Genomic DNA, 18,375 nt, shown 5'->3' with positions numbered 1-18,375 from the left:
CCGAATCCGGGATCGAGAGGGGACGCCATGCAGATCGGTTGCCCGCGGTGCGCGCAGGTCGACCAGGTGCAGAGTGTGCCGGCGGTGTTCCAGAGCGGCCAGACCACCTACCGGGTGCGAGGCGGCATGACGGCCATCCCTGCGGGCGATGGCGTGGTCTACACCGCGACGACGCACACCGGTGTGTCGGTGACCGCTACCGCTGCGGCGCTCGACCCGTACCCGGTGCTCCGCGGTGGCGGATGCTTTCTGACCCTCGCGCTGGTCATGCTGATCCCCGCGTTCGTGTTCGCCTCGTTCGCCACCGAAGTGCTCGCCGAGAACCCGGCTCCGACCGCGGGTGGCCGTGTCGGCGCGGCCATCGGCGCCTGGATCTTCCCGTCCGGGGCCTTCGCGCTGGTCGCGCTGTTCGCCGTGCTGTTCGTGCTCCGGCTGCGGCGCAACGCGCGGATCCGGCGAGGGATCCCCGACGCGCTCGCGTACTGGCGGCAGGCGTGGTTCTGCCATCGCTGTGGCGGGGTGTTCCTCCCGCGCGGCGAACTGATGTCGGCCGCGACGTTCCGCGGGCAGGTGGAACGCGCGGGCGACTACGCGGGACTCAGCCGAGGACGGTGAGCGCGCCGGGGACACAGGTGATGTCGATCGGCGGTCCGCCCAGCGGCTCGCCGTCGGCGTAGACGGGCAGCTCGCTGCCCGCCAGGTGAATCCGACCGGCCTTGAGGGTCCGCACCGCCGGATGCGTCAGATGCCGGCCGGAGCGGACACGGGGCAGCATGCGGAGCAGATCGCTCCGGGTCGCGTTCCCGACGACCGTGACGTCGAACAGGCCGTCTTCCGGGTCCGCGCCGGGGCAGATCGGCATGCCGCCGCCGTAGTACGGGGTGTTGCCGACGGCGATCATGGTGGCGTCGAGTTCGATCGTCTCGACGTCCGTGCGGAGCACCACCGGCCGGGGCCGGAACGCGGCGAGTTCGGCCAGGATGGCGACGTCGTAGCGGCGGGGGCCGCGAGGCCAGGTCAGCCGGTTGGCGCGTTCGGTGACCAATGCGTCGAAACCGGAGCACAGGACCGTGGCGAACCATTCGCCGCCTGCCCGGCCGAGGTCGATCCTCCGCCGGTTTCCTCCCGCGATCCGTCTGGCGACGAGATCGGCGGCGACGTGCGGTCGTCCGGGGAGCTCGAGCGCTCTGGCGAAGTCGTTGCCGGTGCCCGCGGGCACGAGGCCGAGGGCGACGCCGGATTCGGCGCAGAACTGCACACCCTGGTGCGCCGCCCCGTCGCCACCGAGTACGACTAGGACGTCCAGCCCGGCCGCGCGCGAATCGGTCATGAGCGCGCGGGATTCCTCGACCGTGTCGGCGACGAGGACGTCGAGCCGGTCCACGACGGGCCGCAGCCGCGCCGCGACCGACTCCATCAGCCGTCCCGCGGCCCCGTCACCGGAGGCGGGGTGGACGGCCAGCGCCGCGTGCATCCCCGGCTCAGGTGACGTCGTCGGTGCTGGTGCGCTTGCCGTTCGTGGCGGCCGACGGCTCCTCGTCGATCTTGCTCGGCGTGTAGTCGAACGGCGCGGCCTCGTCGTCGGCGAGCTGGTCCCAGCCCTCGGTGCCGCGCTCCTTGTCGAGCTTGCGGTCGTGGAAGCGCGCGATCTGGATCGAGATCTCCAGCAGGACCACCAGCGCACCCGCCAGGGCGATCATCGAGAACGGGTCCGAACCGGGCGTCGCGAAGGCGGCGAAGACGAACACGACCATGATCAGGCCGCGGCGCCACTTCTTCAGCATCTGGTACTTCAGGACGCCGACGCGATTCAGCATCACCACGAACAGCGGCAGCTCGAAGCTGACGCCGAAGATCAGCAGCAGGGACAGGATGAACGAGATGTACTTGTCACCGGTGAGGGCGGTGATGAACTGGTCGCCACCGAAGTTCATCAGCAGCTCGAGAGCGTGCGGGATGAGCAGGTACGCCAGCACGGCGCCGGCGGCGAACAGGATCGACGCGAAGAAGACGAAGGTGAGCGCGTACTTGCGCTCCTTCGAGTAGAGGCCGGGCGCGATGAACGCCCAGATCTGATAGAGCCACAGCGGGGCCAGCAGCACCGCGCCCGCGGCGAGACCGACCTTCAACTGGATCATGAAGGCTTCGAACGGGACCGTCTGGAGCAGCTGACAGGGACCGTTGAGTTCTCCACCGAGCCTGCGCTGGTACGGGATGCCGCAGTACGGGCCGGTCATGATCTGGCCGAGCGAGGGGATCGGCCCCACCTTGGTCTGGAACCAGAGGAAGCCGATGATCCCGCCCGCCAGGATGGCGAGCAGCGCGAAGCCCAGACGGCGCCGGAACTCGTAGATGTGCTCGATGAGCGTCATCGTGCCGTCGGGGTTGCTCCGACGACTGCGCTTGCGCCGCTTCGGGCCGCGGCGCTCCTCACCGGAGGCGGAATCCGCCACTGGACAGTCCGTTCTCGTCAGGGTCCACCATGAGCGCGCCGCGACTTCGGCGCGCTCATCCGCGAACAGGCTCCGCTGGGCTGGCTGGAAGCTGGCTTACCGAAGACCGCTCAGCTGGCGTTCTTCTGCACCTGCTCGGCCGGAGCGGGCGTGGCGGCCTGCTGCTTCTTGAGCTCGTCGAGCTGGCGCTGGAGGTCGGCGACCTGCTTGTCCTGCGCGGTCCCGGCAGGCGCGGGCGTGGTGGCCTGCGGCAGCTGCTTGGTCTCGACCTCTTCGGTCTCGGCGGCCTTGTCCTTGTCCCCGGCCATGTCCTTGGTCTCGGCCTTGAAGATCTTCATGGACTTGCCGATGGACCGCGCGGCGTCCGGAAGCCTCTTGGCGCCGAACAGCAGGACAACGACGAGCACCAGGATGATGATGTGCCACGGCTGCAGCGCGTTCATCGTTTGCGGCCTCCTTCTCGAATGTCTCAGGGGTGATGTTACCGGTTTTCGAGCCCACGTCGTTCCGCGATCGCCACGTGGAGCGCGGCCGACCGGGCGCGAAGGAGCCCTGTCCGTTTCCGGGTGTTCGTAGCCACCATGCTCATCGTATGGGTGAGCACGCGCAAGACTCTGCGTAATTTGAGGAGCAGAACAAGGAGCAGGAGCAGCCCGGCGACGGCGAGGGCGATGCTCGGCAGGTACGACACGGCGTCACCTTACTGCTCGTAGGTTGACGTTAGGTGACGAGCCCGGGCCAGTGCGTCGGCCGCCCGCTGACGAACCGCCTCTCCGAGCGCCGCCGGGCTTTCGACCTGCGCGTCTCCGCCGAGCCCCAGGATCAGCCGGACCATCCAGGACTCGTCCGCGTACCGCATTCGGATGCGCAGCCGCCCGCCGTCGAGTTCGTCGAGCTCCTCGCAGGGGTAGTACTCGGCTACCCAGCGTGCGTCGGGGTCGAGGACGAGGACGCCCTCCTGCTGATCGGGACGGGGCCGGAAAACACCATCGGAAAGGTCAGTGGGCCGCGCGTGCGCCGGCGGGACGGCGGGTTCGCCCAGCACGGTGAGCTCGTCGATGCGGTCGAGCCGGAACAGCCGGACACCCTCGGCACGGCGGCACCACGCTTCGAGGTACCCGACCGCCTGGACGATGAGCAGCCGCATGGGATCGACGGTGCGTTCGGTGATCTCGTCCTTCGACGCCGTGTAGTACCGGATCCGCAACGCGCGCTTCGCGGTGAGAGCGGACCGGACGGCTTCGCGGGTGCCGGCGGTCTTCTTGCCCTCCCGCACTCCCCCGCCGACGACGATCCCCGACGGCTGGGCCTGGCCGGCGGCGGCCTCGATCTTCGCGATGGCGCGGCGGACCGCGTCGGCGTCGACCACGCCGGGCGTCTCGGCCAAGGCCCGCAGCGCGACGAGCATGGCCGTCGCCTCGCCGCCGGTGAGCCGCAGGGGGCGGTTCATCCCGGCGTCGTGCGTGACGACGATCGTGTCGCCTTCGAAGGAGAGGTCGATCAGGTCGCCCGGGCCGTAGCCGGGCAGCCCGCACATCCACAGCAGTTCGAGGTCCTTGCGCAGCTGCTTGGGCGTGACGTCGAAGTCGTGCGCGGCGTCGTCGATCTTGATCCCCGGCCGGGCGAGCAGGTACGGCACGAGTGCGAGCAGCCGCGGCATCCGTCCGGTGGCGCTCATCGGGCACCGCCGGCGTGCGCGATGGCCTCGAGACGGCTGAAGACCGACTTCGCGAGCACCTCGGGTTCGAGAACGAGGACGTCCGGGCCGTGGGCGGTGAGCCAGTCGACGGCGGATTCGGGGTAGAACAGCGCGATCTCCACGAGGTCGCCTTCTTCTCCCCCGGCGTCGCTGCGGCCGACCACCCGGCCGCGGCGGCGGACTCCGGCCGCCCTGCCGTCGGCGACCCAGACACTGGCCGTGGTGACCGCCGATGGATCTTCGCTGCTGCTCGCGGAGACCATCCGCAGCAGATTGACCCCTTCCGGACGCTCGACGACGCCGGGCGGGCCGAAGGCCTCGACCTTCCCCGTCACGCGCGAAAGGCGGAAGCAGCGGGGCGCGCCGCGGTCCCTGTCGTACCCGACGACGTACCACCGGCCCCGCCACGACACCACGCCCCACGGTTCGAGAGTGCGGATCTTGCGCTCGGCCGAACCGCTGCGGCGGTACTCGAAGCGCACCGCCTGCCCGGCTTGGACGGCGGCGAGCAGCGGGCCGAACGCCGGTTCGGCGCGGACGCGGGGCTCGACGACGGTCGGGGCGTGGTCGTCGACCTCGACCCCTGCCGCGCGGAGCTTCACCAGCGCGCCTTGGGCCTCACCGGTCAGTTCCGGGGAATCCCAGAGCCGGACGGCGAGGCCGACCGCGGTCGCCTCGTCGGGCGCGAGGTCGATTTCGCCGAGTTCGTAGTCACGCCGCGCGATGCGGTAGCCGTCGATCGCGTCGAACGCGGAATTGCGGCCGGTCTCCAGCGGGATGCCGAGTTCGCGCAGTTCGGTCTTGTCGCGCTCGAACATCCGGAAGTACGCCTCGTCGCTGGCCGCGTCGGCGTACCCGGGCACGATGCCCCGGATCCGCTCGGCGGTGAGGTACTGCCGAGTGGACAGGAGGGCCAGAACCAGGTTGACCAGACGTTCGGCGCGAGCGGTGGACACCCGGCTACCCTAGCCCGCGCCGTCCGACCCGGTGGTGACAGCCGCCGATCGCGCGTCGTAACGATTCCTGGCGGTCTCGACCTCCTCGAATCGCGTCTCGGCCCAGCCCTTGATCCCCGCCAGCAGTTGCCGGAGGCCCCGGCCGAGCTCGGTCAGTTCGTAGTCCACACGCACCGGCACGCAAGCGGTGACGGTCCGGGTCAGCAGGCCATCGCGTTCCAGGGTCCGCAGGGTCTGCGTGAGCATCTTCGGGCTGACGCCGTCGATCCTGCGGGAGAGGTCGCTGTAACGCTGGGGCCCGTCGCCCAGTGCGACGAGGACGAGGCTCACCCACTTACCCGAGACCTCGTCGAGCAGTTTTCGGGCGGGGCAGGCCGCGAGATAGGCGTCGTAGGCCCGTTTCTCCTCGTTTCGCCGGTCCTGTGCCGGACGTGTGACCACGGTGCGCGTACCTCCGCGTGGGCTGGGCACCTCGAGGTGCGTACTTCCCGATGGAGAGTAACGCCCCATAATTCGCCTGAAATGGTCGGGAAGTCCTTGGGTGCACGGGGAGCCCGGGGCCCGTACCGGGAACCGGTCAGGTACGAGTTCGGCGTCGACCGCATTCACCGACAGATAAGTTGACGCTTAATTAAGCCTAGGGTTATCTTCGCATCATGGACAACGAAGAAACCCGGCTCGAACTCCGGCGCGAGTATCCCGACCCGATCGAAGACGTCTGGTCGGCACTCACCGAATCCGAGCGGACGGCCCGCTGGTTCGGCACGTGGACGGGCGAGCCAGGGGTCGGCAACACGATCATGCTGTCGATGACCGCGGAGGAAAGCTCCGAACCGGCACCCGCCGTCATCCGGGAATGCGATCCGCCGAAACGGCTGGCCGTGGATCTGCACAACACCGGCGAGCCGACCTGGCAGGTGGAGCTGACCTTGACCCCGCACGGCGACGGAACGGTGCTCGACTTCGTGCACCGGACGCCCAGACCCGACTGGGACACCTCGGACATCGCCAAGGGCTGGCACTTCTATCTCGACCGGCTCGGCGCGTCCCTCGCCGGCGACCCGGTGCCCGAGTGGGACTCGTACGAGCCGCCTAGTTTGGAGGCATGAACGATCGAGTACTGCTGATCACCGGTGCCTCCCGCGGTCTCGGCGAGGCCACCGCACGCCGGGCGGCCGCGGCCGGGTTCCGGCTGGCGTTGCTCGCCCGCGACCGCGAGGCGCTGCGCCCCCTCGTCGCCGAGTTCGGCGAGGATCGCGCGCTCGCGGTCGCGGCGGACGTCACCGACTGGGGTTCGCTGTCCTCCGCGGTCGAGACGGTGAAGACCACCTTCGGCGGGCTGGACGCGGTTTTCGCCAACGCGGGACAAAGCGTCGTGGTCTCGTTCTTCGGCGACGGCGGCGCGGACCCCGAACAGTGGCGGGACATGGTGCTGACGAACGTCTACGGCACCGCCCTCACCGCACGGGCGACGCTGCCGTCGCTGGCGGAATCGAAGGGACACCTCGTGCTCACCGGTTCGGTCGCCGGGCGCTACCACCGGCCGGGGAACCTCTACTCGGCGACGAAATGGGCGGTGACCGGGCTCGCCGGATCGATCCGCGAGGAGGCCATCGGCACCGGCGTCCGGGTCACCGTCGTGCAACCGGGCCTGGTGGACACCTCGATGATCCCCGAGGACTCGAAGGCCAAGCCGAAACTGGAACCCGACGACGTCGCGAGGGCGGTGCTCTACGCGCTCGCGCAGCCGCCCTCGGTCGACGTCAACGAGATCGTGGTCCGCCCGACCGGGCAGGTCCGCTAGCCCGGCAGCAGCGACTCGGCCAGCCGACGCCAGTGCGGCATGGCCGAGTCGCCGGGGCGGACGCCGATGACCTGGACCCCGACGTGGTCGGCGCCCGCGTCGAGATGGCCGTGCAGCTTCGCGGTGACGGTGTCGAGGTCGCCCCAGAACACGAGGTCGTCGACGAGCCGGTCGCTGCCGCGGCCGCCGTCGAGATCGGCTTCCGTGTAGCCGAGCCGGAGGAACTTGGCGACGTTGTACTCCGACGTCAGGTAGACGTGCAGATGCTCGCGAGCGATCTCGCGCGCCTTGCCCGGGTCGGTTTCGAAGAGCACGGCGTGCTCGACGCCGAGGAACGCCTTCCGTCCCAGCACTTCCCTCGCCTGGGCGGTGTGCGACACCGGCACGTGATAGGTGTGCGCCCCCTCGGACCGGTCACGGGCCAGTCCGAGCATCTTCGGCCCGTACGCGGCGAGCAACCGGCGGATCGGCACAGCGGGCAACGGGTTCGCGCTGGTGATGGTGTCGAGTTCGTCGAGATAGTCGCTCATGGCCTCCAGCGGCTCGACGCCGGGACGCGCGCCACCGAAGCCGAGCCCGAGCACGTGCCGCCCCGGATAGCCGTCGGCCAGCAGGAGCGCGGCGCCGCGGGCCCAGCGCGCCCCGCGCGAGCCGATCCGCGCGATCCCGTTGACCACGGTCATGCGTTCGGTGGACGCGAGCAGGAATCCGGCGTGGGTCAGGGCTTCCCGTCCGTCCCGTTCCGGGATCCAGATCGCGGGCCAGCCCAGTTCGTCCAGTTCCCGCACCGAATCCCGCAGCATGCTCGCGGGCTGGTCTTCGAAGTCGAACGTCCAGATCCCGAAACGCCCCAGTTCCATCTGTCTCTCCTCGGATCGAGTGCAACATATCGGAGTATCGCATATCTTCGATATGTTGTTCCGATCGAGCTCAGATGGAGCGTCCCAACAGGTCGACGAGCTGCGCGATCCGCTGTTCGTCCCGGCGATAGTGCGTCCACTTCCCCACGCGGGTGGACCGGACGAGGCCGGCACGCTGCAGCAACGCCAGGTACGCCGACACCGTGGATTGCGCGAGCCCCAGCTTCGCCTGGAGATGACTGACGCAGACGCCGACCTCGTTCTGGTCGGCGATCGCGTTCTCCGGCGGGAAGTGCCGGTCCGGTTCGCGCAACCACCCGAGCACCTGGAGCCGGATGGGGTTGGCGAGCGCCTTCAGCACCTCGACGAGGTGCTCGGTGGCCTCCGGAACGGGTTCGGCTCGTGCGGTCATGATCCTCGAAAGCTCGTGGGTCGAAGGGGTCGTAAGTGGCGATTCGTGTGCTGACCCTACTTGCCACCCCCGACCCGCTCGGCCCACGCGACACCTGCCGCCGAAGCGCTCAAACCCCGCTGAGCCGGACGGCCCTGCCGTTCGCCCCGCTCCCCCAGCACGCCCCGCGCGCGCAAGCGACCGAGTCCAGCGATCCGGTGTCGAACGACTTCCAGTGCCGCCCGCCGTCCGGGCTCAGATCGCTTCCGCCGGGACCGACGGCGATGACCGTGTTCCCCAGCCAGGCCAGCCCGGAGCGGTAGCCGACCGGCGCCTCGGACGGCGTCCGCCAGGTGCGCCCCCTGTCCGCGCTCAGCGCGACAGCCGGACCCGGCGCGTTCGGCGCCGCGTGATCGCCACCGATGGCCACGCCGTGCCGCGGGTCCCGGAAAGTCACCGAGAAGACCCCGGCGGAGGCGCCGCTGGGCAACGGGGTGTCCGCGGCCGCCCAGGTCTCGCCGCCGTCGCCGGAGTGCAGGACCCGTGCTCGGGCGCCACCGCCGGTGGCGATCCAGGCGTCACGCGGGCCGGACGTGGTGAGGCACTGGCCGCTGGCGGCGAACCCGAACTCGCCGTCGAGCGCGGGAACCATCCCCGCGGACGGCACCGGCCGCCAGGTCCGGCCACCGTCCGAAGTGGACTGCAACCGGAACTTGCCGTCCACCGGATCGCTCATCGCGAGGCCGCGCCGGTGATCGAAGAACGCGACACAGTCGTAGAAGGCCGCCGGGTCGCTGTTCCGGAAGGCCAGTCGCCAGCTCTTGCCGCCGTCGTCGGTGCGATAGATCCGGGACGTGTCGCCGGCCCCGATGGACAGGGCGACGGCGTGCTCGGCGTCGAAGGCCTCGATGTCGCGGAAGTCGAGCGCCTCGGTGCCGGCCGGGGCGACCGGCTTCCAGGTGCGGCCGCGGTCGGTGGTGCGCAGGATGGTGCCCCCACTCCCGCTGACCCACGCCGTGCGCGAATCCACCGCGGCGAGTCCGCGCAATCGAGCGTCCGTACCCGTCGGGGTCTCCGTCCAGGCGGGCGCGGGACATTCCGGCGCGGCTTGCGCGACACCGGCGAACGCCAGCGGGACGACCGCGCCCAGCAGGACCAGCAACGCACGGCGCATCGCGCACCTCTCCCTCGGTCGAAGAATCGCGTTCGCCTTGCCCTCCCTGGCTCAAACCCACAGCGACCTCCACGGCACACAGGAGTGACGATCGGGGGTCGGCCGGCCCTGAGCAAGGATGGCTCAAAGCGAGGAAATGAGCCTCTCGACCCGTTCGTCCACCGAACGGAACGGGTCCTTGCACAACACGGTCCGCTGTGCCTGGTCGTTCAGCTTGAGGTGCACCCAGTCCACGGTGAAGTCACGCCCGGCGGCCTGCGCGGCGGCGATGAAGTCACCGCGCAGCTTCGCCCGCGTGGTCTGCGGCGGGGTGTCCTTGGCCAGTTCGATCTCCCCGTCGTCGGTGACCCGCCGCACGAGGCCCTTCCGCTGCAGCAGGTCGAAGATGCCGCGGCCGCGCCGGATGTCGTGGTAGGCCAGGTCGAGCTGGGCGATCCGCGGGCTCGACAGGTCGAGGTCGTGCTTGTTGCGGTAGCGCTCGACCAGCCGGTGCTTGATCGCCCAGTCGATCTCGGTGTCGATCTTGCTGAAGTCCTGCTGCTCGACCGCCTCCAGCGCCCGGCCCCACAGCTCGACGACGCGCTCGGACTGCGGTGACGAACCGGTCTCCTTGACGTGCTGGACGGCGCGGGCGTGGTACTCGCGCTGGATGTCGAGTGCGGACGCCTCGCGACCGCCGGCGAGCCGCACCTGGCGGCGGCCGGTGAGGTCGTGGCTGATCTCGCGGATGGCCCTTATCGGGTTGTCCAGGGTGAAGTCGCGGAACTGGACACCCGCTTCGATCATTTCCAGCACCAGATGCGCGGAGCCGACCTTGAGCATCGTGGTCGGTTCGGCCATGTTCGAGTCGCCGACGATCACGTGCAGGCGCCGGTAGCGTTCGGCGTCGGCGTGCGGCTCGTCGCGGGTGTTGATGATCGGCCGCGAACGCGTGGTGGCGCTGGAGACGCCTTCCCAGATGTGCTCCGCTCGCTGGGACAGGCAGTACACCGCGCCCCGCGGCGTCTGCAGCACCTTGCCCGCGCCGCAGATCAGCTGCCGGGTCACCAGGAACGGCAGCAGCACGTCGGCGATCCGCGAGAACTCCCCGGCACGGGTCACGAGATAGTTCTCATGGCAGCCGTAGGAGTTGCCCGCCGAGTCGGTGTTGTTCTTGAACAGGAAGATGTCGCCGCCGATGCCCTCGTCCGCCAGCCGCCGCTCGGCGTCGACCAGGAGGTCCTCGAGGATGCGCTCGCCTGCCTTGTCATGCGTGACGAGCTGGACGAGGTCGTCGCACTCGGCTGTCGCGTACTCCGGGTGGGAGCCCACGTCGAGGTAGAGCCGCGACCCGTTCGACAGGAAGACGTTCGACGAACGCCCCCAGGACACGACACGCCGAAACAGGTAACGCGCCACTTCGTCCGGGGAGAGCCTGCGTTGCCCGTGAAAGGTGCACGTGACCCCGAACTCGGTCTCGATGCCAAAGATCCGCCGCTGCATTCCACCAGAGTAGGCGGTGCGGGCCCACTGACGGTGCGCCGTTCGGGCGGCGACACGCGGTAGGTACGTTGCATTCGGTGAAAGGTGTGCGGGAAGTCCCGATCGGGTATCACGCGCATGACATCCCGACCCGGAAGCGGTGAATCCGTGTTAAAGCAGCTCAAACGCCCTTTCCGCAAGGTCGGGCGAACCGACCGGAGGCTGATGGCCCGCAGCGCCGCCCTCCCGAGGACACGGGCCGACGACGTGATCACCTCGCTCTCCAAAAGTGCGGACAAATCCAAGCTTTGGTGGTGTGTCGCGGTCCTGCTCGCGGCGAAGAAGGGGCCGACGCGCCGGGGCGCGCTTCGCGGTGTGGCCGCCATCGCCGGCGCCAGCGCCGCGGCGAACCTGATCGGCAAACCGTTGTTCCCCCGCCGCCGTCCCGCGGCCGAAGAGGTGCCGATGCACCGGCGCCTCGTCCGGCGGCCGACCTCGTCGTCGTTCCCCTCCGGCCACTCGGCGTCGGCGGCGGCCTTCGTCACGGCCGTCGCGATGGAATCGCCCAGGACCGGTGCCGCGCTCGCCCCGCTGGCCGTGGCCGTGGCCTATTCCCGGGTCCACACGGGCGTCCACTGGCCCAGTGACGTCGGCGTGGGCATCGGCATCGGCATCGGCGCGGGCCTGCTGACGCGGCACTGGTGGCCGCTGCACCCCGACGTCCCCGGTCGCACCGCGCACACCGCCGAAGCGCCCGAGATGCGCGACGGGGAGGACATGCTCGTGCTGATCAACCCGCATTCGGGGATCGACGGCAAGGACCCGACCGAGGAAGCCCGCTTCGCCTGGCCCAAGGCCACCATCCTGTACCCGGACGAGAAGCGGGACCTGCGCGAGCAGCTCTGCGAAGAGATCGCCGCCCACGACAACACCGTGCGCGCGCTCGGTGTCGCCGGTGGTGACGGAACGGTCGCCGCGGTGGCCGCCGTCGCGTCCGACCACGATCTGCCGCTCGCGCTCATCCCGGCCGGCACCCTCAACCACTTCGCCCGCGACATCGGCATGCGCTCGATGCCCGACGCGGACGCCGCCACCGAAGCGGGCAACGCCGTCGGAGTCGACCTCGGCGAGGTCGAAATCAACGACGGCGACGACCACCGCTACTTCGTCAACACCGCCAGCCTCGGCGGTTACCCGGAGATGGTCCGCATCCGGGAAAGGCTGCAGAAGCGGCATCCGAAGTGGCCGTCCGCGGCGATCGCGCTCGCCCGCACCCTCCGGCGCGCGAAGCCGCTCGAAGTGACCCTCAACGGCAAGCGCATCAGCATCTGGCTGCTGTTCGTCGGCAACGGGACCTACTCGCCGAAGGGGCTCGCGCCGTCCCGCCGCCCGGCGCTCGACACCGGCCTGCTCGACGTCCGCTATCTGCGGGCCGACGTGCCGTATTCGCGGGCACGGTTCATCCTCGCGACGATCACGAACAGCCTCAACGCCAGCCACGTCTACCAGGAACTCGACGTCCCGGAGCTGCACGTCCGGCTGCTCGACGGCAACCGCCGCGTCGCCACCGACGGCGAGGTCGGCCCGCTCGGCAACGACTTCCGCTTCCGGTCGCGGCCCAGCGCGCTCACCGTCTACCGGCTCTAAGCGTCCAGCAGGGCGCTGCCCAGCGGCGTCAGCGAGTGCAGCACGGCGTTGCGGTCACGCGCGGTGGTGATCAGCCCCGCACGCCGCAACACGGAGGTGTGCTTGCTGGCCGCCGACGGAGTCACGCCGAGCCGGGCAGCCAGCTCCGACGTGCTGCAGCCGGACGCGAGAACGGCCAGCGTCGCCGCCCTGGTCGGCCCCAGCAGGTCGGCCAGGGCGGTGTCCGGCGATCTCCGTACGTCGCGGCCGTACCCGGTCGACGGGGCCGCCTGCCGCACCGACGGGCAGAGCAGCCGGACGGCCCCCCGGCCCGCCGCCGGAACGACCACCGGGCACACCGCGAAATACGTCGGCGAGATCATCAACCCGGCGCCGTCCGCACCACAGGAGCCGACTGTTCCGTCGCCGACCTCCAATACCGGGGACGACCAGCGCACCAGCGGCCGCAAACTCGCCAGCACCGCGTCCACGCCCTCGTTCAGCATCAACTGGGCCCGCATCCCCCGGTCCGCGTCGACCTGGGCCCGCGCCGGTTCCCATCCCGGCGCCAGCGAAAGGTCGAAGTAGTCCTGCATAGCCTGGACGAGCTTCGGGAGGCCGGCGGTGTCCCCGTCCGGCAATCCCGCCGCCCAGGCGGGCAGCCGGCGGTTCACCGGGACGTCGCGCAACGCCGACTTCAAGCCAACGGAGTCGGTCCGGGCGATCTCCGCGAGCCCTGCCTCCAAGCCCGCTTCGTCGGTTTCCGGAACGAGAAAAGCCGGAATCGGCGCGTACGGGCGGCACAACCACAGCAGCACCGAAGCCGACTCCGCCAACCCGTGCCGGACACGGTGCCGCCACCGGTTGAACAACGCCGAGCCCGCGTCGCGCCGCTGCAGGATCTGCAGGCTGGAAACCAGCTCGGCCAAGGGATCGGCTTCGGGCGCGAGCCGGACGCGCGTGAGGTCCTGCAACGTCAGCTCGATGCGCACGGATCCCCTCGCCTTGCTCGAAGTCGTCGCCGTGTGATCGTGAGCCGGGCCATTCCGTTACATCGCTGAACTGCCCTATTGCCGCTCTCGGAAATCTCCTCGACGGCCGTGGTTCAGACCTGAATGATGTTCGGAGAAGGTCCGCTTCTCGGGGGTTTACGCGGAGCCTTCCACGAGGGGGATTCACCGGCAGTGCCTTCGGAGCGCGATTCGTCGTGGCCCGATGACTACCGCTTCTCCTCATCCACTGGGAGAAAACGCTTTCCACAAAGGGGAGAGAATGACGAAAATGAAGCGCATGGCAGGGATCGTCGCCGCCGTCGCGGGTGTCCTGACCCTGGTCACCGCGCCCGCCGCCACCGCGGCCCCGCAGCCCACCGGCGACGGGTTCAAGACGGTCAGCGTGCACGGTATGAAGCTCATCCCGGTCAAGCGCACCTCCACCGGCGCGCGCACGCAGGCCGCCGGACTCGCCGACGCGGACATGTTCCTCATCCCGTCCGGGCTCGACACGAACAAGTGCTGGGACGCCGACCTGAACACCATCAACCGCAACGGCACCAAAATGCAGCTCTGGGACTGCAACTTCGACGCGGACCACCAGGCGTTCTACATCACCGACAACCCCGAGGGCTACACCCGCTTCCAGAACGTGGCCAGCGGCCGCTACCTGGACGCGGACCTCAACACCATCAACAAGAACGGCACCATCGTCCAGCTTTGGGACTTCATCGCCGGCGCCAAGAACCAGTGGTGGGGCGGCACCGTCAACCCCGAGGGTTACGTTCGCTTCCAGAACCCGAGCAGTGGCCGCTACCTGACCGCGGAGGGCAACTCGGCCAGCAACGGCACGCGGCTCCAGCTGTGGAGCTTCATCGCCGGTGGCCGCAGCCAGTGGTGGGGCAGCGGCCCCGCCTGAGGCCCGGCCCGGTCGCTGACCGACGCGACCTGATGCCCGTGAAGGCCTTCTTCCCCACTCTCAAGGCAGGGAAGGAGGCCTTCACGGCGTTCGGCGTGTCAACGGTCGCGGAAGCGCAGCCCAGGTGGTCGTGGGTGGCGATTCGGGTTATCGACGGGTAGGACGAACGTGTCCGGACGCCGAAGCCTTGAATGGCGTGATCGCCACAGGGATCCGGCGCGCCGAGGACCATCCACAAAGGACTTCGAAGCGGCCCCAGTGCCCGATTCGAGCGCTTTGTGCGGCCTTGCGCCGGGTCATGAGCGGTAAGGGCAGTCAAGGCAGCCAGGGCAGTCAAGGCCGAGAATGTCTTGGATACCTACTGCATTCCGGCCTCGACCGATCGCAGGCCTTCACGTATTCGGCAGGGATGAGGTCGGGTTCGCCGGCTGTGCCGGTGCGCCCGGGGTACAGGAAGGCCCCCTTCCTTGCGCTGGGCGCAAGGAAGGGGGCCTTCCTGTAATCGAGTCTCAGTCCTTCTTGGACTCGCCCTCGGCTTCGTCCTTCGCGGGCTCCTCCGGCTCGGCGGGCAGAAGCGTGTCCAGCGCGGCACCGGTGACCCGGCGGAACTTGCGGCCGCGCCGCTCCCGTTCCAGGACGGCGACCTCGAGCTTCACCGGGTCCGAGTCGCCGTTCGTGGGCGTGGGGGTGTTGGCGCGCAACGCCTTCACCGCGACGCCGAGCGCCGCATCCAGTTCCATGTCCGACTCGAAACTTTCCTTGAGCTTCGTGGTGAGCGTGTCGGCCTGACCGCCCATCACGACGAACTTCGGCTCGTCGAAGATCGAGCCGTCGTAGGTCAACCGGTACAGCTGGTCTTCGGCCGCCGTCGCGCCGACCTCGGCGACGCAGACCTCCACCTCGAACGGCTTCAGCTGCTCGGTGAAAATGCTGCCCAGCGTCGCGGCGTACGCGTTCGCCAGCGCACGCGCGCTGACGTCCCGCCGGTCGTACTGGTAGCCCTTCAGGTCCGCGTGCCGGATGCCGGCGACGCGGAGGTTCTCGAATTCGCTGTAGCGGCCCACGGCCGCGAAGCCGATCCGGTCGTAGATCTCCGACACCTTGTGCAACGTCGCCGAGGGGTTCTCGGCCACGAACAGCACGCCACCGCGGTACTTGAGCACGACCACGCTCCGGCCACGCGCGATGCCCTTGCGCGCGATCTCGGAACGCTCCCGCATCAGCTGCTCGGGAGAGGCGTACAACGGCATCGTCACTGTGGTGCTCCGCTCTTTCGGGCTCTCATCGGGAAGGGGACAGGGAGAGGGCTAGCGCCCGCGCTCGGCTCGTGCGGCCACGATGGCCTCGGCCACCGCGGTCGTCCGCTCGAGCGGCAACGCCACCGCACCCTGCTCCGCGGTGACCGTCACGATCGTCGGGAAGATCCGGCGCACCAGATCCGGCCCGCCGGTCGCGGTGTCGTCGTCCGCCGCGTCGTACAGCGCCTCCACCGCCGTCCGGATCGCGGCTTCGGCGTCCGCGTCCGGGTCGTACAGCTTCTTCAGCGAGCCCTTCGCGAACAGCGATCCCGAGCCGATGGCGTGGTAGCCGGCGGTCTCCTCGTAACGTCCGCCCGTCGCGTCGTACGAGACGATCCGGCCCGCGTGCTTCGCGTCCTCCGCGTCGAGGTCGTACCCGACGAACAACGGCAGCACGGCCAGCCCCGCCATCGCCATCTCGAGGTTGGACTTCACCAGCCCGGCGAGCTTGTTCGTCTTGCCGTCGAGCGAGAGCGAAACACCCTCGATCTTCTCGTAGTGCGCCAGTTCGACCGCGTACAGCCGCACCATCTCGATCGCGAGGCCGGCCGAGCCCGCGATGCCCACCGCGGAGTACTCGTCGGTGACGTGCACCTTCTCCATGTCGCGCGAAGCGATCAGGTTGCCCGACGTGGCCCGCCGGTCGCCGGCGATCAGCACCCCGCCCGCGAACTTGACCGCGACGATCGTCGTGCCGTGCGGGGCGTCGAGCCCGCCCGCCCCGGTGGAGACCCGTCGCTCCGGGAGCAACTCGGGCGCCTGCGCCCGAAGGAAGTCCGAGAACGACGAGGTCGCCGACGAGAAGTACGCGGCGGGCAGCGCCGACTTACCCGAGGTGTGTTCCATACGTGCTCAAAGTTCCCATCTGTGTGATCCGCCGGCTCCCCACAGGCGGCCGCGATGGCCGCCGGAAGACGAGTTACTCGCCGCCCTTTTGCACGTAGGCGCGGACGAAGTCCTCGGCGTTCTCCTCGAGCACGTCGTCGATCTCGTCGAGGATCGTGTCGACGTCCTCGCCGAGCTTCTCGCGCCGTTCCTGCCCCGCCGGACCGCCGCCCTCGAACTCCTCGTCCGAGTCGCCGCCGCCATGCTTTTCGATCTTTTCCTGAGCCATCTCGCCTCCCGGTGTGGCCGATGTTTCCTAGCCTACCCAGCGGTCCCGACATTCCGCGGGATCCGTGATCGCTTAACCCCGATGAAAGGAAATCCCGCTAGTCCGAACCGGTGAGCGCCTCCACCAGCTCCTCGGCGGTCGCGGAGTCGTCCAGCAACTTCCCCACGTGGGCCTTCGTACCCCGCAACGGCTCCAACGTCGGGATCCGCACCAGCGATTCCCTGCCGACGTCGAAGATGACCGAATCCCACGACGCCGCGGCGATGGAGTTGGCGTACTTCTCCAGCGCGCGGCCCCGGAAATAGGCCCTGGTGTCCGAAGGCGGCGTCGTGACCGCCGCCAGCACCTCATCCTCGGTCACCAGGCGCTTCATCGAACCCCTGGTGACGAGCCTGTTGTACAGGCCCTTGTCCAACCGGACATCCGAGTACTGCAGGTCGACCAGCCGCAACCGCGGCGCGCCCCAGGCCAGCTGGTCCCGCGCGCGGTAGCCCTCGAGCAACCGCAGCTTCGCCGGCCAGTCCAGCCTGTCCGCGCATTCCTGGGGGTCCCGCGCCAAGGCGTCCAGGATCTCGCCCCAGACCCGCAGGACCTCCTTGGATGCCTCGTCCGCGCCGGTGCGCTCCAGGTTCGCCGACGCGATCTCGTGGTAGGCGAACTGGAGGTCCAGCCCGGTGTACTTGCGCCCGTTGGCCAGCGACACCTTCGCCTTCAGTGTCGGGTCGTGGCTGATCTGGTGCACGGCCCGCACCGGCTCGTCCAGCTTCAGGTCGTCGAACCGGATGCCCGCCTCGATCAGGTCCAGCACCAGCGCGGTCGTGCCGACCTTGAGGTACGTGGAGTACTCGGCCAGGTTCGCGTCGCCGATGATGACGTGCAGACGGCGGTACTTGTCCGCGTCGGCGTGCGGCTCGTCGCGGGTGTTGATGATCCCGCGCTTCAGCGTCGTCTCCAGGCCGACCTCGACCTCGATGTAGTCGGAGCGCTGCGAGAGCTGGAAACCGGCTTCCTCGCTCTGCTGCCCGACACCGACCCGTCCCGAACCGGTCATCACCTGCCGGGACGCGAAGAACGGCGTCAGCCCCGCGATCACCGCAGTGAACGGCGTCGAGCGCTGCATCAGGTAGTTCTCGTGCGTGCCGTAGCTCGCGCCCTTGCCGTCGACGTTGTTCTTGTACAACTGCAACGGCGGCTGCCCGGGCACGGTGGCGGCCTTGCGTGCCGCCTCCTCCATGACCCGTTCGCCCGCCTTGTCCCAGATGACCGCGTCGCGCGCGTTCGTCACCTCGGGGGCCGAGTACTCGGGGTGCGCGTGGTCGACGTACAACCGCGCCCCGTTGGTCAAGATGACGTTCGCCGCACCGAGATCCTCGACGTCCGGGTCGTGCCCTGGGCCGCTCGGGCCGGTCAGGTCGAACCCGCGGGCGTCGCGCAGTGGCGATTCCACCTCGTAGTCCCACCGTGCCCGCCTCGCCCGCGGGATGTCGGCCGCGGCCGCGTAGGCCAGCACGACCTGGGTCGAGGTGAGTACCGGGTTCGCCGTCGCGTCGCCCGGCACCGCGATGCCGTACTCGACTTCGGTTCCCATGATCCGCCGCATACCCACCACCCTACGGGGTCGGGGCCGT

Annotated in this window: 21 protein-coding genes; 5 read left to right on the top strand and 16 right to left on the bottom strand. The window is 69.4% G+C overall.

All coding sequences use genetic code 11. The features are described from left to right. Positions 1-27 precede the first annotated feature (27 nt). Positions 28-615 (top strand): hypothetical protein, encoded by a 588-nt coding sequence (locus tag P3102_RS17760; protein ID WP_276370695.1) that lies wholly within the window; start codon positions 28-30, stop codon positions 613-615. Here P3102_RS17760 and P3102_RS17755 read toward each other — a convergent pair. The 7 genes from P3102_RS17755 to P3102_RS17725 form a co-directional block, all read right to left on the bottom strand. Beyond that, the gene (locus P3102_RS17755; RefSeq protein ID WP_276370693.1) at positions 599-1,474 is read right to left on the bottom strand and encodes a YegS/Rv2252/BmrU family lipid kinase; all 876 of its coding nucleotides are present in this window, start codon (positions 1,472-1,474) and stop codon (positions 599-601) included. The genes P3102_RS17760 and P3102_RS17755 overlap by 17 nt on opposite strands. A 7-nt stretch (positions 1,475-1,481) precedes the next feature. After that, positions 1,482-2,453, bottom strand: coding sequence for a twin-arginine translocase subunit TatC (gene tatC, locus P3102_RS17750; protein ID WP_276370691.1), 972 nt, complete (start codon positions 2,451-2,453; stop codon positions 1,482-1,484). Positions 2,454-2,563: 110 nt separating this feature from the next. Continuing rightward, positions 2,564-2,896: a Sec-independent protein translocase subunit TatA gene (gene tatA, locus P3102_RS17745; RefSeq protein ID WP_276370690.1), complete on the bottom strand. Its 333-nt coding sequence runs from the start codon at positions 2,894-2,896 to the stop codon at positions 2,564-2,566. A gap of 38 nt (positions 2,897-2,934) precedes the next feature. Continuing rightward, positions 2,935-3,144, bottom strand: a complete 210-nt coding sequence (locus tag P3102_RS17740; protein WP_276370688.1) for a bacteriophage holin — start codon at positions 3,142-3,144, stop codon at positions 2,935-2,937. Positions 3,145-3,153: 9 nt separating this feature from the next. Continuing rightward, entirely contained in the window at positions 3,154-4,131 is a 978-nt protein-coding gene (locus P3102_RS17735; RefSeq protein WP_276370686.1) for a YafY family protein, read from the bottom strand. Beyond that, positions 4,128-5,108 carry a WYL domain-containing protein gene (locus P3102_RS17730; protein ID WP_276370684.1) on the bottom strand — a complete coding sequence of 327 codons (981 nt, stop codon included), beginning with the start codon at positions 5,106-5,108 and terminating at the stop codon, positions 4,128-4,130. The genes P3102_RS17735 and P3102_RS17730 overlap by 4 nt, the downstream gene beginning before the upstream one ends. Before the next feature lie 9 nt (positions 5,109-5,117). Beyond that, positions 5,118-5,549 carry a helix-turn-helix domain-containing protein gene (locus P3102_RS17725; protein WP_276370683.1) on the bottom strand — a complete coding sequence of 144 codons (432 nt, stop codon included), beginning with the start codon at positions 5,547-5,549 and terminating at the stop codon, positions 5,118-5,120. Between the two features lie 215 nt (positions 5,550-5,764). Between P3102_RS17725 and P3102_RS17720 the strand changes: the two genes are divergently transcribed. Both P3102_RS17720 and P3102_RS17715 read left to right on the top strand, forming a co-directional pair. After that, positions 5,765-6,217 carry an SRPBCC family protein gene (locus P3102_RS17720; RefSeq protein WP_276370681.1) on the top strand — a complete coding sequence of 151 codons (453 nt, stop codon included), beginning with the start codon at positions 5,765-5,767 and terminating at the stop codon, positions 6,215-6,217. After that, positions 6,214-6,912, top strand: a complete 699-nt coding sequence (locus tag P3102_RS17715) for an SDR family oxidoreductase (RefSeq protein WP_276370679.1) — start codon at positions 6,214-6,216, stop codon at positions 6,910-6,912. Before P3102_RS17720 ends, P3102_RS17715 begins: the two co-directional genes overlap by 4 nt. Here P3102_RS17715 and P3102_RS17710 read toward each other — a convergent pair. The 4 genes from P3102_RS17710 to pafA form a co-directional block, all read right to left on the bottom strand. Next, positions 6,909-7,772: a TIGR03620 family F420-dependent LLM class oxidoreductase gene (locus tag P3102_RS17710; RefSeq protein ID WP_276370678.1), complete on the bottom strand. Its 864-nt coding sequence runs from the start codon at positions 7,770-7,772 to the stop codon at positions 6,909-6,911. The genes P3102_RS17715 and P3102_RS17710 overlap by 4 nt on opposite strands. Before the next feature lie 70 nt (positions 7,773-7,842). Beyond that, positions 7,843-8,184, bottom strand: coding sequence for a metalloregulator ArsR/SmtB family transcription factor (locus P3102_RS17705; protein WP_276370676.1), 342 nt, complete (start codon positions 8,182-8,184; stop codon positions 7,843-7,845). A gap of 109 nt (positions 8,185-8,293) precedes the next feature. Then, on the bottom strand, positions 8,294-9,337 hold the full coding sequence (locus tag P3102_RS17700; protein ID WP_276370675.1) for an oxidoreductase: 1,044 nt from the start codon (positions 9,335-9,337) through the stop codon (positions 8,294-8,296). Positions 9,338-9,460: 123 nt separating this feature from the next. Beyond that, the gene (gene pafA, locus P3102_RS17695; RefSeq protein WP_037319655.1) at positions 9,461-10,819 is read right to left on the bottom strand and encodes a Pup--protein ligase; all 1,359 of its coding nucleotides are present in this window, start codon (positions 10,817-10,819) and stop codon (positions 9,461-9,463) included. A 147-nt stretch (positions 10,820-10,966) separates the two neighbouring features. Between pafA and P3102_RS17690 the strand changes: the two genes are divergently transcribed. Further along, positions 10,967-12,445 (top strand): bifunctional phosphatase PAP2/diacylglycerol kinase family protein, encoded by a 1,479-nt coding sequence (locus P3102_RS17690; protein ID WP_276370672.1) that lies wholly within the window; start codon positions 10,967-10,969, stop codon positions 12,443-12,445. On the opposite strand, the gene P3102_RS17685 is transcribed toward P3102_RS17690, so the two are convergent. Beyond that, positions 12,442-13,416 carry a winged helix-turn-helix domain-containing protein gene (locus tag P3102_RS17685; protein WP_276370671.1) on the bottom strand — a complete coding sequence of 325 codons (975 nt, stop codon included), beginning with the start codon at positions 13,414-13,416 and terminating at the stop codon, positions 12,442-12,444. The two genes, P3102_RS17690 and P3102_RS17685, sit on opposite strands and share 4 nt — an antisense overlap. A 280-nt stretch (positions 13,417-13,696) precedes the next feature. Between P3102_RS17685 and P3102_RS17680 the strand changes: the two genes are divergently transcribed. Then, positions 13,697-14,335: an RICIN domain-containing protein gene (locus tag P3102_RS17680; RefSeq protein ID WP_276370669.1), complete on the top strand. Its 639-nt coding sequence runs from the start codon at positions 13,697-13,699 to the stop codon at positions 14,333-14,335. A 509-nt stretch (positions 14,336-14,844) separates the two neighbouring features. On the opposite strand, the gene prcA is transcribed toward P3102_RS17680, so the two are convergent. The 4 genes from prcA to dop all read right to left on the bottom strand — a co-directional run bounded on the left by prcA (position 14,845) and on the right by dop (position 18,347). Further along, positions 14,845-15,591, bottom strand: a complete 747-nt coding sequence (gene prcA, locus P3102_RS17675) for a proteasome subunit alpha (RefSeq protein WP_276370667.1) — start codon at positions 15,589-15,591, stop codon at positions 14,845-14,847. A gap of 51 nt (positions 15,592-15,642) precedes the next feature. Continuing rightward, the gene (gene prcB / locus P3102_RS17670; protein WP_276370666.1) at positions 15,643-16,479 is read right to left on the bottom strand and encodes a proteasome subunit beta; all 837 of its coding nucleotides are present in this window, start codon (positions 16,477-16,479) and stop codon (positions 15,643-15,645) included. Positions 16,480-16,552: 73 nt separating this feature from the next. Next, positions 16,553-16,747, bottom strand: a complete 195-nt coding sequence (locus P3102_RS17665) for a ubiquitin-like protein Pup (protein ID WP_005150863.1) — start codon at positions 16,745-16,747, stop codon at positions 16,553-16,555. A 97-nt stretch (positions 16,748-16,844) separates the two neighbouring features. After that, positions 16,845-18,347 (bottom strand): depupylase/deamidase Dop, encoded by a 1,503-nt coding sequence (gene dop, locus P3102_RS17660; RefSeq protein WP_276370658.1) that lies wholly within the window; start codon positions 18,345-18,347, stop codon positions 16,845-16,847. Positions 18,348-18,375 lie beyond the last annotated feature (28 nt).

The organism is Amycolatopsis sp. QT-25 (genome assembly GCF_029369745.1).
Taxonomy (GTDB): domain Bacteria; phylum Actinomycetota; class Actinomycetes; order Mycobacteriales; family Pseudonocardiaceae; genus Amycolatopsis.
The sequence above is the reverse complement of the archived record's forward strand: the minus strand, read 5'-3'. Positions and strand labels throughout refer to the sequence as shown.

Excerpts from the sequence above, each read along its gene's own strand:
- P3102_RS17760 (WP_276370695.1), top strand. The coding sequence starts at position 28 with ATGCAGATCGGTTGCCCGCGGTGCGCGCAGGTCGACCAGGTGCAGAGT.
- P3102_RS17755 (WP_276370693.1), bottom strand. The coding sequence starts at position 1,474 with ATGCACGCGGCGCTGGCCGTCCACCCCGCCTCCGGTGACGGGGCCGCG.
- tatA (WP_276370690.1), bottom strand. The coding sequence starts at position 2,896 with ATGAACGCGCTGCAGCCGTGGCACATCATCATCCTGGTGCTCGTCGTT.
- P3102_RS17735 (WP_276370686.1), bottom strand. The coding sequence starts at position 4,131 with ATGAGCGCCACCGGACGGATGCCGCGGCTGCTCGCACTCGTGCCGTAC.
- P3102_RS17720 (WP_276370681.1), top strand. The coding sequence starts at position 5,765 with ATGGACAACGAAGAAACCCGGCTCGAACTCCGGCGCGAGTATCCCGAC.
- P3102_RS17715 (WP_276370679.1), top strand. The coding sequence starts at position 6,214 with ATGAACGATCGAGTACTGCTGATCACCGGTGCCTCCCGCGGTCTCGGC.
- P3102_RS17710 (WP_276370678.1), bottom strand. The coding sequence starts at position 7,772 with ATGGAACTGGGGCGTTTCGGGATCTGGACGTTCGACTTCGAAGACCAG.
- P3102_RS17705 (WP_276370676.1), bottom strand. The coding sequence starts at position 8,184 with ATGACCGCACGAGCCGAACCCGTTCCGGAGGCCACCGAGCACCTCGTC.
- P3102_RS17700 (WP_276370675.1), bottom strand. The coding sequence starts at position 9,337 with ATGCGCCGTGCGTTGCTGGTCCTGCTGGGCGCGGTCGTCCCGCTGGCG.
- pafA (WP_037319655.1), bottom strand. The coding sequence starts at position 10,819 with ATGCAGCGGCGGATCTTTGGCATCGAGACCGAGTTCGGGGTCACGTGC.
- P3102_RS17680 (WP_276370669.1), top strand. The coding sequence starts at position 13,697 with ATGACGAAAATGAAGCGCATGGCAGGGATCGTCGCCGCCGTCGCGGGT.
- prcB (WP_276370666.1), bottom strand. The coding sequence starts at position 16,479 with ATGGAACACACCTCGGGTAAGTCGGCGCTGCCCGCCGCGTACTTCTCG.
- P3102_RS17665 (WP_005150863.1), bottom strand. The coding sequence starts at position 16,747 with ATGGCTCAGGAAAAGATCGAAAAGCATGGCGGCGGCGACTCGGACGAG.
- dop (WP_276370658.1), bottom strand. The coding sequence starts at position 18,347 with ATGCGGCGGATCATGGGAACCGAAGTCGAGTACGGCATCGCGGTGCCG.